Source organism: Escherichia sp. KS167_9B, from assembly GCF_030295215.1.
Taxonomy (GTDB): domain Bacteria; phylum Pseudomonadota; class Gammaproteobacteria; order Enterobacterales; family Enterobacteriaceae; genus Escherichia; species Escherichia coli_F.
This window is the reverse complement of record NZ_AP025754.1, coordinates 3,109,689-3,126,022: the sequence shown is the minus strand read 5'-3', so window position 1 is coordinate 3,126,022 and position 16,334 is coordinate 3,109,689. Positions and strand designations below refer to the sequence as shown.

At 53.0% G+C, this 16,334-nt stretch carries 14 protein-coding genes; 7 read left to right on the top strand and 7 right to left on the bottom strand.

Going from position 1 to position 16,334, the window contains the following annotated elements; translation table 11 throughout:
- Positions 1 to 106: 106 nt before the first annotated feature.
- Positions 107 to 1,300 carry an ROK family protein gene (locus tag QUE34_RS15610; RefSeq protein WP_105268351.1) on the bottom strand — a complete coding sequence of 398 codons (1,194 nt, stop codon included), beginning with the start codon at positions 1,298 to 1,300 and terminating at the stop codon, positions 107 to 109.
- A 117-nt stretch (positions 1,301 to 1,417) separates the two neighbouring features.
- Between QUE34_RS15610 and QUE34_RS15605 the strand changes: the two genes are divergently transcribed.
- From QUE34_RS15605 to QUE34_RS15580, 6 genes are all read left to right on the top strand, one after another.
- Positions 1,418 to 4,699 carry a DUF5107 domain-containing protein gene (locus QUE34_RS15605; protein WP_105268352.1) on the top strand — a complete coding sequence of 1,094 codons (3,282 nt, stop codon included), beginning with the start codon at positions 1,418 to 1,420 and terminating at the stop codon, positions 4,697 to 4,699.
- A 96-nt stretch (positions 4,700 to 4,795) separates the two neighbouring features.
- Positions 4,796 to 5,779 carry a substrate-binding domain-containing protein gene (locus QUE34_RS15600; RefSeq protein WP_105268353.1) on the top strand — a complete coding sequence of 328 codons (984 nt, stop codon included), beginning with the start codon at positions 4,796 to 4,798 and terminating at the stop codon, positions 5,777 to 5,779.
- 22 nt (positions 5,780 to 5,801) lie between these two features.
- Complete coding sequence (locus tag QUE34_RS15595; protein WP_286338849.1) at positions 5,802 to 7,313, top strand: sugar ABC transporter ATP-binding protein; 1,512 nt, start codon at positions 5,802 to 5,804, stop codon at positions 7,311 to 7,313.
- Positions 7,314 to 7,337: 24 nt separating this feature from the next.
- The gene (locus tag QUE34_RS15590; RefSeq protein ID WP_103253361.1) at positions 7,338 to 8,336 is read left to right on the top strand and encodes an ABC transporter permease; all 999 of its coding nucleotides are present in this window, start codon (positions 7,338 to 7,340) and stop codon (positions 8,334 to 8,336) included.
- Positions 8,337 to 8,368: 32 nt separating this feature from the next.
- Positions 8,369 to 9,463, top strand: a complete 1,095-nt coding sequence (locus tag QUE34_RS15585) for a zinc-dependent alcohol dehydrogenase family protein (protein WP_162754260.1) — start codon at positions 8,369 to 8,371, stop codon at positions 9,461 to 9,463.
- 11 nt (positions 9,464 to 9,474) lie between these two features.
- Positions 9,475 to 10,347 (top strand): aldose 1-epimerase, encoded by an 873-nt coding sequence (locus tag QUE34_RS15580; protein ID WP_032303564.1) that lies wholly within the window; start codon positions 9,475 to 9,477, stop codon positions 10,345 to 10,347.
- Between the two features lie 104 nt (positions 10,348 to 10,451).
- On the opposite strand, the gene QUE34_RS15575 is transcribed toward QUE34_RS15580, so the two are convergent.
- The 6 genes from QUE34_RS15575 to hcaE all read right to left on the bottom strand — a co-directional run bounded on the left by QUE34_RS15575 (position 10,452) and on the right by hcaE (position 15,188).
- On the bottom strand, positions 10,452 to 10,874 hold the full coding sequence (locus QUE34_RS15575) for a DoxX family protein (protein ID WP_001094726.1): 423 nt from the start codon (positions 10,872 to 10,874) through the stop codon (positions 10,452 to 10,454).
- 96 nt (positions 10,875 to 10,970) lie between these two features.
- The gene (hcaD, locus tag QUE34_RS15570; RefSeq protein WP_032303563.1) at positions 10,971 to 12,173 is read right to left on the bottom strand and encodes a phenylpropionate dioxygenase ferredoxin reductase subunit; all 1,203 of its coding nucleotides are present in this window, start codon (positions 12,171 to 12,173) and stop codon (positions 10,971 to 10,973) included.
- Positions 12,174 to 12,182: 9 nt separating this feature from the next.
- Positions 12,183 to 12,995 (bottom strand): 3-phenylpropionate-dihydrodiol/cinnamic acid-dihydrodiol dehydrogenase, encoded by an 813-nt coding sequence (hcaB, locus tag QUE34_RS15565; protein ID WP_001281377.1) that lies wholly within the window; start codon positions 12,993 to 12,995, stop codon positions 12,183 to 12,185.
- Positions 12,992 to 13,312, bottom strand: a complete 321-nt coding sequence (locus QUE34_RS15560) for a bifunctional 3-phenylpropionate/cinnamic acid dioxygenase ferredoxin subunit (RefSeq protein ID WP_001080102.1) — start codon at positions 13,310 to 13,312, stop codon at positions 12,992 to 12,994. The genes hcaB and QUE34_RS15560 overlap by 4 nt, the downstream gene beginning before the upstream one ends.
- On the bottom strand, positions 13,312 to 13,830 hold the full coding sequence (hcaF, locus tag QUE34_RS15555) for a 3-phenylpropionate/cinnamic acid dioxygenase subunit beta (protein ID WP_032303562.1): 519 nt from the start codon (positions 13,828 to 13,830) through the stop codon (positions 13,312 to 13,314). Before hcaF ends, QUE34_RS15560 begins: the two co-directional genes overlap by 1 nt.
- Entirely contained in the window at positions 13,827 to 15,188 is a 1,362-nt protein-coding gene (hcaE, locus tag QUE34_RS15550; protein WP_000211172.1) for a 3-phenylpropionate/cinnamic acid dioxygenase subunit alpha, read from the bottom strand. The genes hcaF and hcaE overlap by 4 nt, the downstream gene beginning before the upstream one ends.
- Before the next feature lie 135 nt (positions 15,189 to 15,323).
- Here hcaE and hcaR point away from each other — a divergent pair, with 135 nt between their 5' ends.
- Positions 15,324 to 16,214 (top strand): DNA-binding transcriptional regulator HcaR, encoded by an 891-nt coding sequence (gene hcaR, locus QUE34_RS15545; RefSeq protein WP_000423267.1) that lies wholly within the window; start codon positions 15,324 to 15,326, stop codon positions 16,212 to 16,214.
- Positions 16,215 to 16,334: the final 120 nt, after the last annotated feature.

The following is a 16,334-nucleotide window of genomic DNA, read 5'->3' as shown; positions in this document are numbered from 1 at the left end:
GATATTGCAATCTCCGTGTAGGCCTGATAAGCGTAGCGCATCAGGCAATTTTTCGTTTGTGATCATCAAGGCTTTCTTCGGGAAGCCTTGTTACGTTATCGCGCCATCAAATCTGTTGTAACTGCGCCTCAACATACAAATAGCCAATCCCCAGCACCTGTTGTGCGCGGCTTAATTGCCCAAAGCCAATTTGCGTCGCTTTCACGCTCGGTCCTTCGTCACGGTCGAACGGGTTAAATCCTGTTTGGCGAATAATGGAATTAAGCCAGTTCTCACCAAAGGCGCAGCTGCGACCATACAGCCAAATCTGATTAATATTGAGGATATTCAGGAAGTTATACAGACTCAAACCAATGGCGTTGGCACTGCGGTCAACCCAGCTGGTGATCCACGGTTCTCCACTCTGCCAGGCAGCGATTAATTGTGCGGTTGTCAATTTTTCAGGATCAAGCTGAGTATTAACCGGTTGTGATTTTAGCCATACCCGCGCCTGTTTTTTTAATGCACTTAACGAGGCGACGGTTTCCAGGCAGCCATAACGTCCGCAGTCGCAGACGACACCATCCGGATTAACGATGGTGTGACCAATCTGTCCGCTACCATACAAACTGCCGCGATAAATTTGCTCGTTAATCACGAACGACGAGCCAATACCGTAATCAACGTTGATCACGCAGAAATCCCGTCCTTGCGAATTATTTTGCCATTTCTCCGCCAGCGCCAGCATCACGCAGTCATTATCGACCATCACCCGAATGCCCAGCTTCTCTTCCAGCAGATACTTCACCTCAACCGGCGTTGTCCACGGCGCTTGCGGCATGGTTTGCGACACGCCAGTCACTGGATCAACCTGACCGTGGATAGCCAGCGCCAGGTTGATGGTACGGTCTGGCCACAGTTTACGATGGCGATGCCAGCATTTTTCGATTTCGGACAACAGAGCCTGCGGTGTCGGTGCATCAATCTGAAAATATTCAAATTCGCCTTTCGGACTTAAACAGGCATTAGCGACCTGACACTCAATGCTGGTGGGCGTCACGTTCAGGCACAGCGTCCAGTCACCTTCCGGCGCGATCAGCCATGTACCGCTACTGTGCCCGCGCGTCTGGCTTTCATCGTCGATATTCACCACCCGTTTTTCGCTTTCCAGCTCCTGCAAAATATTACTGACCGCCGGAATTGAAATTTGCGCCAGCCGGGCCAGCGTTGATTTATTGGCGCGCTTTTGCCGGTACAGCAGTTCCAGAATCACGCATTTGTTATGGTGGCGAATCTGTTGATTATTAATGCAGGCTTTCATCTTCACTAAACCTTGTTTAGTTAATTGCGTGATTATTCCGCGAAAACAGTGCCAGATTGTTCAATACACTGCCACAAATCTTTTAATTCAGTATGTCTTGTTAATATTGAGGGCACCATGACTCCAGTAAAAGTGTGGCAAGAGCGCGTTGAGATCCCGACTTATGAAACCGGGCCGCAGGATATACACCCTATGTTCCTGGAAAATCGCGTTTATCAGGGATCGTCCGGTGCGGTTTATCCCTACGGCGTGACCGATACGCTAAGCGAGCAGAAAGTCCTGAAATCCTGGCAAGCGGTGTGGCTGGAAAACGACTACATCAAAGTGATGATCCTGCCGGAGCTGGGCGGTCGGGTGCATCGCGCGTGGGATAAAGTGAAACAGCGCGATTTTGTCTATCACAATGAAGTCATTAAACCGGCGCTGGTGGGGCTGCTGGGGCCGTGGATCTCTGGCGGGATTGAGTTTAACTGGCCACAACACCATCGCCCGACTACCTTTATGCCCGTTGATTTCACCCTCGAAGCCCATGAAGACGGCGCACAGACGGTGTGGGTAGGCGAAACGGAGCCGATGCATGGTTTACAGGTGATGACAAGTTTCACCCTGCGCCCTGACCGGGCGGCGCTGGAAATCGCCAGCCGCGTCTATAACGGCAACGCCACGCCGCGTCATTTCTTGTGGTGGGCCAACCCGGCAGTGAAAGGGGGTGAAGGGCATCAGAGCGTTTTCCCGCCGGATGTAACGGCGGTGTTTGATCACGGCAAACGGGCCGTATCCGCTTTCCCCATCGCCACCGGCACCTACTACAAAGTGGACTACTCCGCCGGAGTGGATATTTCTCGCTATAAAAATGTGCCAGTGCCGACTTCGTATATGGCCGAAAAATCGCAGTACGATTTTGTTGGCGCATGGTGTCACGATGAAGATGGCGGTTTGCTACACGTTGCCAACCACCACATCGCGCCAGGTAAAAAACAGTGGAGCTGGGGACACAGTGAATTCGGCCAGGCATGGGATAAGAGCCTGACCGACAATAACGGCCCGTATATCGAATTGATGACGGGCATTTTCGCTGACAACCAGCCCGATTTTACCTGGCTTGATGCTTACGAAGAGAAGCGTTTCGAGCAGTATTTCCTGCCTTATCATTCTCTGGGCATGGTGCAAAACGCCTCCCGCGATGCGGTGATTAAACTCCAGCGTAGCGAGCGGGGGATTGAGTGGGGGCTGTATGCCATCTCTCCGTTGAACGGATACCGGCTGGCGATCCGCGAAATCGGCAAATGCAACGCGTTACTCGATGATGCCGTGGCCCTGACACCAGCGACCGCCATCCAGGGCGTGTTGCACGGTATCAATCCTGACAGACTGACCATTGAACTCTCCGATGCCGACGGCAATATTGTACTGAGTTATCAGGAACATCAGCCGCAGGAGTTGCCGTTGCCGGACGTCGCCAAAGCGCCACTGGCAGCACAAGACATTGCCAGTACAGATGAAGCCTGGTTTATCGGTCAGCATCTGGAGCAATATCATCACGCCAGCCGTTCACCGTTCGATTACTACCTGCGCGGCGTGGCGCTGGATCCGCTGGATTATCGCTGTAACCTGGCGTTGGCAATGCTGGAATATAACCGCGCCGATTACCCACAAGCGGTGTCGTATGCCACTCAGGCGCTGAAACGCGCACATGCGTTGAACAAAAACCCGCAGTGCGGACAGGCGAGTTTAATTCGCGCCAGTGCTTACGAACGTCAGGGGCAATATCAACAAGCCGAAGAGGATTTCTGGCGTGCGGTCTGGAGCGGAAACAGTAAAGCCGGTGGCTATTATGGTCTGGCACGGCTGGCGGCGCGTAATGGTCACTTCGACGCGGGTCTGGATTTTTGCCAACAAAGTCTTCGCGCCTGCCCAACCAATCAGGAAGTGCTTTGCCTGCATAACCTGCTGCTGGTGTTAAGTGGTCGTCAGGACAACGCGCGTTTGCAGCGAGAGAAGTTGCTGCGTGATTATCCGCTGAACGCCACTCTGTGGTGGCTGAACTGGTTCGATGGTTGTAGCGAATCTGCCCTCGTACAGTGGCGAGGTCTGTGTCAGGGACGCGACGTTAACGCCCTGATGACCGCCGGGCAACTGATTAACTGGGGCATGCCCGCTCTGGCGGCAGAGATGCTGAACGCACTGGACTGTCAGCGCACGCTACCGCTTTACCTGCAAGCCAGTTTGCTGCCAAAAGCTGAACGCGGAGAACTGGTCGCAAAAGCTATTGATGTCTTCCCGCAGTTTGTCCGTTTCCCTAATACGCTGGAAGAAGTGGCGGCGCTGGAGAGTATCGAAGAGTGCTGGTTTGCCCGGCATTTACTGGCCTGTTTCTACTACAACAAGCGCAGCTACGGCAAAGCCATTGCCTTATGGCAACGTTGCGTTGAGATGTCGCCGGAGTTTGCCGACGGCTGGCGTGGGCTGGCAATCCATGCGTGGAATAAGCAGCATGATTATGAACTGGCCGCGCGTTATCTTGATAGTGCTTATCAGCTTGCGCCGCAGGATGCTCGTCTGCTTTTTGAACGGGATTTGCTGGATAAGCTAACCGGAGCCGCACCGGAGAAACGACTGGCTCGTCTGGAAAATAATCTGGAAATTGCTCTGAAACGCGACGACATGACCGCAGAATTGCTCAATTTGTGGCATCTCACGGGTCAGGCGGACAAAGCGGCAGACATTCTCGCCACGCGTAAATTCCATCCGTGGGAAGGCGGAGAAGGGAAAGTCACCAGTCAGTTTATCCTCAACCAGTTGTTACGCGCCTGGCAACACCTTGATGCCAGACAACCGCAGCAGGCCAGCGAACTGCTTCATGCCGCGCTGCATTATCCGGAGAATTTAAGCGAAGGCCGTTTACCGGGGCAAACTGACAACGACATCTGGTTCTGGCAGGCGATATGTGCCAAAGCCCAGGGCGATGAAACTGCAGCGACGCGTTGTTTACGTCTGGCGGCGACGGGTGATCGCACCATTAACATCCACAGTTATTACAACGATCAACCGGTTGATTATCTCTTCTGGCAAGGGATGGCGCTGCGATTACTGGGCGAACAACAAACCGCACAGCAACTGTTTATTGAAATGAAACAGTGGGCGCAAGAGATGGCGAAAACCAGTATCGAAGCGGATTTCTTTGCCGTCTCGCAACCTGACTTGTTATCGCTGTATGGCGATTTACAACAGCAACATAAAGAAAAATGTCTGATGGTGGCGATGCTGGCGGCTGCGGGATTAGGCGAGATTACGCAATACGAATCTGCTCGCGCTGAATTGACGGCGATTAATCCAGCCTGGCCGAAAGCGGCATTATTTACCACCGTGATGCCTTTTATTTTTAGCTACGTTCACTAAACACTATTAACTGTAATATTTGAGCGGCACGCGCTGCCGCTCACGCTCAAATAATTAAAATAAGCCGTTGTAAATAAAAACCCTACAGGAGGCACTATGCCTAAAAAAATGAGAACAACCCGTAATCTATTATTAATGGCTACGCTATTAGGTAGCGCACTATTTGCCAACGCTGCGGATAAAGAAATGACCATTGGCGCAATATACCTTGATACCCAGGGATATTACGCTGGAGTGCGCCAGGGCGTTCAGGATGCGGCAAAAGATTCTTCAGTACAGGTACAGTTAATTGAAACTAACGCTCAGGGCGATATTTCGAAAGAAAGTACCTTTGTTGATACCCTCGTGGCGCGTAATGTCGATGCCATTATTTTGTCGGCAGTGTCTGAAAATGGCAGTAGCCGCACCGTTCGCCGCGCCAGTGAGGCGGGTATTCCGGTGATTTGCTACAACACCTGTATTAATCAAAAGGGTGTCGATAAATATGTCTCGGCATATCTGGTTGGCGATCCGCTGGAATTTGGTAAAAAACTGGGTAACGCTGCCGCCGATTATTTTATTGCCAACAAAATTGACCAGCCGAAAATTGCTGTCATCAATTGCGAAGCCTTTGAAGTTTGTGTGCAACGACGTAAAGGATTTGAGGAAGTATTAAAAGCCCGCGTTCCCGGCGCGCAAATTGTCGCTAATCAGGAAGGGACTGTTTTAGATAAAGCGATTTCTGTTGGTGAAAAATTGATTATCTCCACGCCAGATCTCAACGCCATTATGGGGGAATCGGGGGGAGCGACACTCGGCGCGGTAAAAGCGGTACGTAATCAAAATCAGGCTGGAAAAATTGCCGTTTTCGGTTCGGATATGACCACTGAAATTGCTCAGGAGCTGGAAAACAACCAGGTGCTGAAAGCGGTGGTAGATATTTCCGGTAAGAAAATGGGTAACGCTGTTTTCGCGCAAACATTGAAGGTTATCAATAAACAAGCCGACGGTGAAAAAGTGATTCAGGTGCCAATCGATCTCTATACCAAAACGGAAGACGGTAAACAGTGGCTGGCAACGCACGTTGATGGTCTGCCCTAATAGCTGATTCGTAGAGGTCCCTATGTTCACGGCAACAGAGGCAGTTCCGGTAGCAAAAGTGGTGGCAGGAAATAAGCGTTACCCCGGCGTCGTTGCGCTGGATAACGTTAACTTTACGCTCAATAAAGGCGAAGTTCGCGCACTGTTAGGCAAAAACGGTGCGGGAAAATCGACCCTCATTCGAATGCTTACCGGTAGCGAACGTCCGGATAGCGGTGATATCTGGATTGGCGAGACGCGACTGGAAGGCGACGAAGCTACGCTGACTCGCCGTGCCGCTGAACTGGGGGTACGCGCGGTTTATCAGGAGTTAAGTCTGGTGGAGGGGCTGACGGTGGCGGAAAACCTCTGCCTTGGTCAATGGCCCCGCCGCAACGGCATGATTGATTACCCGCAAATGGCGCAGGATGCCCGACGTTGTTTACAGGCGCTGGGCGTCGATGTTAGCCCTGAACAACTTGTTTCAACACTAAGCCCGGCGCAAAAGCAGCTGGTGGAAATTGCGCGGGTGATGAAGGGCGAGCCGCGCGTGGTCATCCTTGATGAACCGACCAGCTCGCTTGCCAGTACGGAAGTTGAACTGGTAATCAGCGCCGTGAAAAAAATGTCAGCACTGGGCGTGGCGGTGATTTATGTCAGCCACCGAATGGAAGAAATCCGCCGCATTGCCTCCTGTGCCACCGTCATGCGCGATGGTCAGGTGGCGGGCGATGTGATGCTCGAAAACACCTCTACGCATCATATTGTGTCGCTAATGCTAGGGCGCGATCACGTTGATATTGCGCCGGTTGCCCCTCAGGAAATTATGGATCAAGCCGTGCTGGAAGTCCGTGCGTTACGCCATAAGCCCAAGCTGGAGGATATCAGCTTTACGCTACGTCGCGGCGAAGTGCTCGGCATTGCTGGCCTGCTGGGGGCAGGGCGCAGTGAATTGCTGAAGGCGATTGTTGGGCTGGAGACGTATGAACAGGGCGAAATTGTTATCAACGGCGAGAAAATCACGCGCCCCGATTACGGCGACATGCTGAAACGCGGCATTGGCTATACGCCAGAAAACCGCAAAGAAGCGGGGATCATTCCCTGGCTGGGCGTTGACGAAAATACAGTGCTGACCAATCGGCAAAAAATCAGCGCCAACGGTGTGCTGCAATGGTCCACCATCCGCCGCCTGACCGAAGAGGTGATGCAGCGGATGACGGTCAAGGCCGCCAGTAGCGAAACGCCCATCGGCACGCTTTCTGGCGGCAATCAGCAAAAAGTGGTGATCGGTCGTTGGGTCTATGCCGCCAGCCAGATTTTATTGCTCGACGAGCCAACGCGCGGCGTCGATATCGAAGCCAAACAGCAGATTTACCGTATTGTCCGTGAGCTGGCTGCCGAAGGGAAAAGCGTGGTGTTTATCTCCAGTGAAGTGGAGGAGTTGCCGCTGGTGTGCGACCGCATCCTGTTATTACAGCACGGTACGTTCTCGCAGGAGTTTCACTCGCCGGTCAATGTGGATGAGCTGATGTCCGCCATTCTGTCTGTGCACTGATGAATTTTACCGAGGAACCTGAAGATGTCTGCTTCGTCATTACCATTGCCGCAGGGCAAGAGCGTCTCGCTCAAACAATTTGTCAGTCGCCATATTAATGAGATCGGTTTGCTGGTGGTAATCGCCATTCTTTATCTGGTCTTCTCCCTGAATGCGCCTGGCTTTATCTCATTGAATAACCAAATGAACGTGCTGCGCGATGCTGCCACCATCGGGATCGCCGCCTGGGCGATGACGCTGATTATTATCTCCGGTGAAATTGATGTCAGCGTTGGACCGATGGTGGCTTTTGTCTCGGTGTGCCTGGCATTTTTGCTGCAATTTAACGTTCCGCTGGCGATTGCTTGTCTGCTGGTGTTGCTGTTAGGCGCGCTGATGGGGACGCTGGCCGGCGTGCTGCGCGGCGTGTTTAACGTGCCCAGTTTCGTTGCCACGCTGGGGCTGTGGAGCGCCCTGCGCGGAATGGGGCTGTTTATGACTAACGCCCTGCCAGTGCCGATTGACGAAAACGAGGTACTGGACTGGCTGGGGGGACAATTTCTCGGTGTGCCAGTATCCGCGCTGATCATGATGGTGTTGTTTGCGCTGTTTGTGTTCATCAGCCGCAAAACCGCCTTCGGGCGCTCGGTTTTTGCTGTTGGCGGTAATGCGACGGCAGCGCAGTTGTGCGGTATCAACGTTCGTCGGGTGCGCATTCTTATTTTTACCCTTTCGGGATTATTAGCGGCGGTGACCGGCATTTTGCTGGCAGCTCGCCTCGGTTCTGGTAACGCAGGTGCGGCAAACGGTCTGGAGTTTGACGTCATCGCTGCGGTCGTGGTCGGCGGTACGGCACTTTCCGGCGGTCGCGGTTCCTTGTTCGGTACGTTGCTTGGTGTGCTGGTGATTACGCTAATCGGTAACGGTCTGGTGTTGCTCGGGATTAACTCTTTTTTCCAGCAGGTGGTGCGCGGCGTCATCATCGTGGTGGCGGTTCTGGCGAATATCTTGCTGACCCAGCGAAGCAGTAAAGCGAAACGCTAAACCTTAACGCCCCTGGCGCGGGTGCGGCAGGGATGAAAATTAATCGTATTGTTAATGAGGGAATTATGAAAACGATGCTGGCAGCTTATTTACCAGGAAATTCGACCGTCGATCTGCGGGAAGTTGCGGTGCCGACACCGGGGATTAACCAGGTACTGATTAAAATGAAATCCTCCGGGATTTGCGGAAGCGATGTCCACTATATCTATCATCAACACCGCGCCACAGCGGCGGCTCCCGATAAACCGTTATACCAGGGATTTATCAACGGTCATGAACCGTGCGGGCAAATTGTGGCGATGGGGCAAGGTTGTCGCCATTTTAAAGAGGGCGACCGCGTGCTGGTGTATCACATTTCTGGCTGTGGTTTTTGCCCGAACTGCCGTCGCGGTTTTCCTATCTCTTGTACTGGCGAAGGAAAAGCCGCTTACGGCTGGCAGCGTGACGGCGGTCATGCCGAATACCTGCTGGCGGAAGAAAAAGATCTGATCCTCCTGCCGGACGCGCTGAGCTATGAAGATGGTGCGTTTATCAGTTGCGGCGTTGGTACAGCGTATGAAGGGATTTTGCGCGGCGAAGTTTCCGGCAGTGATAACGTGCTGGTGGTCGGTCTGGGGCCGGTCGGGATGATGGCGATGATGCTGGCGAAAGGTCGCGGTGCAAAAAGGATCATCGGCGTTGATATGCTGCCGGAACGTCTGGCGATGGCGAAACAGTTAGGGGTGATGGATCACGGCTATTTAGCAACGACCGAAGGTCTGCCGCAGATTATCGCCGAACTCACCCACGGTGGCGCGGATGTTGCGCTCGATTGTTCCGGTAATGCCGCAGGTCGCTTACTGGCGTTGCAATCCACTGCTGACTGGGGACGGGTGGTTTACATCGGGGAAACCGGAAAAGTGGAGTTCGAGGTTAGCGCTGATCTGATGCATCATCAACGGCGGATTATTGGCTCCTGGGTGACCAGTCTGTTCCATATGGAAAAATGCGCCCACGATTTAACGGACTGGAAACTGTGGCCGCGTAATGCCATTACCCATCGCTTCTCACTGGAACAGGCAGGAGATGCCTATGCGCTGATGGCGAGCGGTAAATGCGGGAAAGTTGTGATTAACTTCCCGGATTAAGGAGTCAGCGGATGACCATCTATACCTTATCTCACGGGCCGCTAAAGCTGGACGTTTCTGACCGGGGCGGCGTCATCGAAGGCTTCTGGCGTGACGCGACGCCGCTCTTACGTCCCGGTAAAAAAAGCGGTGTGGCAACCGATGCCTCTTGTTTTCCGCTGGTGCCGTTTGCAAACCGGGTGAGCGGCAACCATTTTGTCTGGCAGGGGCGTGAGTATCAACTGCAACCGAATATTGAATGGGATGCGCACTATCTGCACGGCGACGGCTGGCTGGGCGAGTGGCAATGTGTCTCGCGCAGCGATGAAAGCTTGTGTCTGGTATATGAACATCGCACAGGTATTTATCAGTATCGGGTAAGTCAGGCGTTTCATTTAACGGCAGATACGCTGACGGTGACGCTCTCTGTCACCAACCAAGGGACAGAGACGCTGCCATTTGGTACCGGCTGGCATCCTTATTTTCCGTTGTCACCACAAACGCGGATTCAGGCGCAGGCGAGCGGTTACTGGCTGGAGCGGGAGCAGTGGCTGGCGGGTGAGTTTTGCGAGCAGCTACCGCAGGCGCTGGATTTCAACCAGTTCGCGCCGTTGCCGCACCAGTGGGTGAACAATGGCTTTGCCGGATGGAATGGTCAGGCCCGCATCGAGCAGCCGCAGGAGGGTTACGCTATCACTATGGAAACGATGCCGCCCGCGCCGTGCTATTTCATCTTTGTCTCCGACCCCGCGTTTGATAAAGGGTACGCGTTTGATTTCTTCTGTCTGGAGCCGATGAGTCATGCGCCGGATGACCATCATCGCCCGGAAGGGGGTGATCTCATTGCGCTTGCGCCGGGGGAATCAACAACCTCAGAGATGTCGTTGCGGGTGGAGTTGCTGTAATTTATAAAATGCCTGATGCGACGCTTGCCGCGTCTTATCAGGCCTACAATCGGTGTTGGAACGGTAGGCCGGATCTGGCGTTCACGCCGCATCCGGCATCTTTCCTAACGTCGATCGAGAGAAATCGCTCCAGGCCCGGTAATTGCCAACAGCAGGAATGCGCCAGCGATACTGACATTCTTCCAGAAATTAATCATATTTGGCCCAACCGCATCGCCGGTCATATCCCAGTAATGGTGACCAATCACCGCCGTACCCAGCGTGTAGAAAATAAACAGCACCGCCAGCGGACGGGTGAAAAAGCCAAGCACGATTAAAATCGCGGCGGGCACTTCCATAACTACCGCAATAATCGCTGCCAGCATCGGCATTGGCGCGCCCAGCGAGGCCATATATTGGACCGTACCGTCAAAGCCCATCATTTTGGGAAAACCAAAAATAATGAAAATTAAGACCACGGCGATACGGGCAATTAATAACAAAACGGGGCGGGCAGCACCAAAATCAAAATAACGTAGTGTGTTCATAACCAATCCCTTTGCAAGATAATGTGATTTAAACGTAATACACACTCTGGTACCTCGCCACGCCCCAGGCGTTGAGATATTCGCTAATTATCCTGGTTACAGTGATTTAAGCGCGATGTCCTCATCTATCAGCAGTTTCGCATCAAACGTTTTGCCGCTCTGGATCCATTTGCGGATTGGGCGAATCTCACGGCCCTGATTCAGTGTTACCGCACCGATAAGCACGCCGTTTTGCAGATTAAACCAAATCGCCTTCTGAGTTTCCGGGTTGCCACGACAAATCCAGTCATCGCCACGCATATCGCCAATAAACTGTAAGTTATCACTGTACTGATCGCTCCAGAACCACGGCGGCGGCAGTCGCGGAAGCGGTAGCCCCAACATTGCGGCAGCGGCAATTTGCGCCTGGTTATTGGCGTTTTCCCAGCTTTCGCAGCGGTGTAGTGCACCATTATCAAGACGGGTGATTGCCACATCGCCACCGGCAAAGATCGCGGGATCGCAGGTGCGGCAAGCTTCATCAATGACAATACCATTGGCAGTATCAAGGTTGGCCTCGCGAGCCAGTTGGTCGTTGGCGCTGATACCAATACCGTAAATCACCACATCGGCCTGAAGCGTTTCGCCACTTTGCAGCGTCAGTTCTACTTTTTCACCATCGACCACATGTTCAATGGCATTATTGAGCAGAATGCGCACACCAGCCTGCTGATGGCGCTGTAAAAGATAGCGTTGCACGGGCGATGGTGCATTACGGCCCATGACGGTTGCCGCCAGTTCAATCACTGTCACCTTACATCCACGCTGCGTGGCGCTGGCAGCCAGTTCCAGACCAATAGTTCCGGCACCGACAATCACGACTGACCGTTCGGGCTGCAGAACTTCTCTCAGTCTGGCGGCATCGCCGGCATGGCGCAGGGTAAAGCAGCGTTCTCCCAGTGCATCAAGCAATGGCAGCGGTCGGGCTGCCGCGCCGGTTGCCATAAACAGCTGATCCCAGTGCCAACTTTCGCCGTTGGTTAACACTAACTCTCTTGTGTCGCGGCCCAGCGATTTGATGGTTACACCGGAATGCAGATGAACATTGTTTTCCTGCCACCAGTGAGGAGGTAACACCTGCTGTAACTGCGGGGAATCTTCCAGCAACATGGATTTCGAGAGCGGTGGGCGTTCATAAGGAAGATGTTGCTCATCGGAAAACAGATGCAGCTCACCGGTGAACCCTTGCTGGCGTAGCGAGGCCGCAGCCATTGCCGCCGCTTGCCCGCCCCCGACAATAATGATCGTTTTTTCTTTCATCGTACTTCCTTAAAGATCCAGCCCAGCCGCTACGTGGCGAATGCCGCGAATCGCTAAACCCGCATCAGCGTTGATCATCACACCGCTTAATGCGCGATTATTGCGCCGCGATGCCAACATCACATACGGACCCGTAAAATCCGCCGGTTGCGGGAAAAATTGCAGCGGTAATATGGCGGCAATTTTCTCCGGCGTCAGAGACTGCATTATCGAGGTTTCACTTTGCCCGAGCGCCTGTGGGCCGCGTAGATCGCTGGCCATACCGCATGGCCCAACGCCATTCACCCGTACTTTAGGTGCCAGTTCATAGGCCAGTTGGCGAATAAGTCCGGTTGCGGCATGTTTACTGGCGGTATACAGCGGGCCACCGCCGCCGGGATACCAGGCAGCATTGGACAGGGTGAAAATCATGCTGCCTTCACTGGCGATTAACGCCGGAGCGCAGGCTTTTGCGCCCAGCAGGTAACCGAGTACGTTGACGTTAAACAGCTCGTGGAAGCCGGTTTCGAGCGTCTCTGCGGGAGTATTAACCAGTGAGGCATTGTGATCCCAGATGCCCGCATTGCCGATAAAACAATCCAGCTTGCCAGAACGAGTCAGGATCTGATCGACCGCGCGTTGATAATCGGCATAGCAGGTCACGTTACCTTCCACCGCCAGAATATGTTCGCCAAATCGCTGACGCAGACTGGCGACTTTTGCCGCCGACAGTTCCAGCGTGGCAACCTGCGCACCTTCTTCGATAAATCGCTCGACCAGTGCCAGTCCTAATCCCGATCCGCCACCAGTAATAAAGATGGACTCGTTATGCAGATCGCTCATGGCTGCGCCTCCGGTAAGTCGATGAAGATATCACCACCTTCAACGTGTACTGGATAAGTGGTTAGCGGATCGGTGGCGGGCAGGCATAACGCTTTCCCCGTTTTCAGGCAAAAACTGGCGGCGTGCAGTGGGCACTCTACCGTAGCATCATCTTCCAGATACCCTTCTGACATCGACGCATTACCATGACTGCAACGATCGTTAATGGCATAAAACTCGCCGCCAACGTTGAACAGGGCGATGACGGGCGAGGTATCGATCCGGAGAGCCTCACCCTCCGGCACATCCGCAACGGGACACGCATAAATTCGATTCATCAGAACAGTACACTCAGGTTATGGGACGTGATCACCGCTTGATCCAGGACGATATCCCGTTCCAGCAAGCGCCAGTTGTCATCTTCCAGACGGCGAACTTTGTCAAAACGAGTCCCGACATAGAATGTTTCATCGCGCTCTTTTTGTGCCCGATAAAGCAGATAATTTACCCGCACAGCAAACACGTTTGGGATGTCGGTTTCGTTTACCTGGCAGTTGCTGATTAAGTGACGGGTGCGCGACGGCGGCTCTTCTGCCCAGGCCATGCCCGTTTCCAGACGCGCGATTCGCCGCTCCAGCTGGTCTTTGGTGTCATTAAAAATCCAGGTTGTCGGTGGCTGAACGCCTTTGCGGCGGTCACGCGTTTGCGCGTTAACCGTGGTGCGCATGGTGTAACGAATCTCTTTGTCGAGCTGCGCCAGCCAGTCACGAAATTTCCAGTCATCCAGCAGACTGGCTTCGTGATAGAGAAACTGGCTAATGCGGTGATGTAACTCCAGTGAAACCTGCGCACTCATTTCATCACCTCCTGCTGGTATGCGGCGGTTTTATCGAGCACTTCCTGCCAGCTTTCGCTGCTCAGGAGATCGGCCCAGCGTTGATACATTCCACGGGCGGCCGTTTCTGAGAAGATATAGTTTGTAATGCCTGGAATGCCGTCGTCGCGACGTTTTTCCTGACCAAGCCCCATTTCCAGACACAGTTTGCTGTTGCGGGCGCGGTGACCTTTCAGCAATTTCTGGATTTCACACCAGTTCTCCGAGTCATCCTGCTCGAGAAAACCAGCAGGACCAAAAGCGCGGGTGGCGCTGTTTTCAAAAGCGGCTTTAACTTCATCGGAGGCGGCTTTATCAGTAATACAGAACGCCCACACTTCAACTTGATCAGGGCCGCGCGGATGCCAGACGCGGAGTGTGGCAGTGCCGTTGAGCCAGGAAAGCGTGGGGAAAATATTGTTATGACCCGCCAGGCGCAGAGCGCGAACTTCACCTAAACGTTGTTCTGCTTCGGCATAGGTTTCGCGGTAATAGCTGGAAACCGCGCCATCGACCCAGACATTGGCGTCTGGCTTTTCGGTAAAGAAGAAACCGCTACCGTGTCCGTCCTGACCGAATTGCAGGGCATCTTTAGCGGTTTCCCATACCGGGCGGGCGGTTTGTCCATCGCCGAGACGCTTATCGCTGCCATCATCTTTCGCTCCTAATACCTGTACGGCAGAAGCATGGCTGAACAGGGCGTGATACTGGTCACTGGCGAACTGCTCTGCCGGGAATTTCCAGTTGCAGTTGATCACCCACTTCTGTACGCCGCCGACAATTTCGGTACCGCCTTCGCGACGATCCAGCATGCCATCCAGATACCAGGCAATGTCACCCAGGTAATCACGCAGGCCCGGCGCGGAGGTATCCCAGTTGCCAAAAATCAGCCCCTTATAACTCTCCACACAGGGAACTTCGTTTAACCCCCAGTGGGATTTACACAGCCCTTGTGGGTAGGCGCGAGGTTCCAGCGGTACATCAATCAACTCGCCGTTAATACCATAAGACCAGCCATGATACGGGCAGGTAAAGGCGCGAGTGTTGCCGCAATCGGCATAACTCACACGCATGGCTCGATGGCGGCATTGGTTGAGAAACGCCTTGATGCTGCCGTCTTTTTGGCGCACCACGACAACCGCATCTTCTCCCATGTAGGTGTTAAAGAAATCACCGGGTTTTGGGATCTGGCTTTCGTGGGCGAGAAATAGCCAGCAACGACCGAAAATGCGCTCAAGCTCCAGTTGGTAAATATCCGGGTCGGTATAAATACGCGGAGTAACCCGACCGTTTTGGGTGTCAATCAGTTGGTAAATGTTCAAATCTGAGGGTGTGGTCATATTTTTTAATCCTGAAAGATAAGATGTATTGACCTTCTATTTTTGTGCCATAAGGATGTTGCTGGTTGGTTGCTGATATGTGAAATAGTTAATTTCTACCAACTGAGACGTTTTTTCGATAACAGGGGGAAGGTGATGGAACTACGGCATTTACGCTATTTCGTCGCAGTGGCGCAGGCACTGAACTTTACCCGTGCGGCGGAAAAACTGCATACCTCACAGCCTTCGTTAAGCAGCCAGATCCGCGATCTCGAAAACTGTGTTGGTGTTCCGCTACTGGTACGTGATAAACGTAAAGTCGCGTTGACGGCGGCGGGAGAATGTTTTCTCCAGGACGCGCAGGCAATCCTGGAACAAGCGGAAAAGGCCAAACAACGGGCGCGGAAAATTGTTCAGGAAGATAAGCATTTAATCATCGGTTTCGTTCCATCGGCGGAAGTGAATTTACTGCCAAAAGTATTGCCCATGTTCCGACTGAAACAGCCAGAAACTTTGATCGAATTGGTGAGTTTAATTACCACGGAACAGGAAGAAAAAATTCGCCGTGGTGAACTGGATGTCGGCTTAATGCGCCATCCTGTTTATAGCCCGGAGATTGATTATCTGGAACTTTTTGACGAACCATTAGTGGTGGTGTTGCCGGTTGATCATCCTTTAGCACAAGAAAAAGAGATCACCGCCGCGCAGCTGGATGGCGTGAATTTCGTTAGTACCGATCCGGCGTATTCCGGTTCGCTTGCGCCGATCGTTAAGGAGTGGTTTGCGCAAGAAAACAGCCAGCCGAATATCGTCCAGGTGGCAACCAATATTCTGGTAACGATGAATTTGGTGGGGATGGGGCTTGGCGTAACTTTGATACCCGGTTATATGAATAATTTTAATACCGGGCAGGTGGTATTTCGGCCAATTGCCGGAAATGTGCCTTCCATTGCCCTACTAATGGCGTGGAAGAAAGGCGAAATGAAACCGGCATTACGCGATTTCATCGCCATTGTGCAGGAACGTTTGGCAAGCGTAACGGCATAAATACGCAATAATTTTGCAAGGTGCGTTGTGGGGCGCAGCTTTTTTAGTGCTTGCGAACAGGCGTTACAGACATCGGGAAGCAGGCTCGAATATTCTTATTTTTCAACTTGCACCAACATT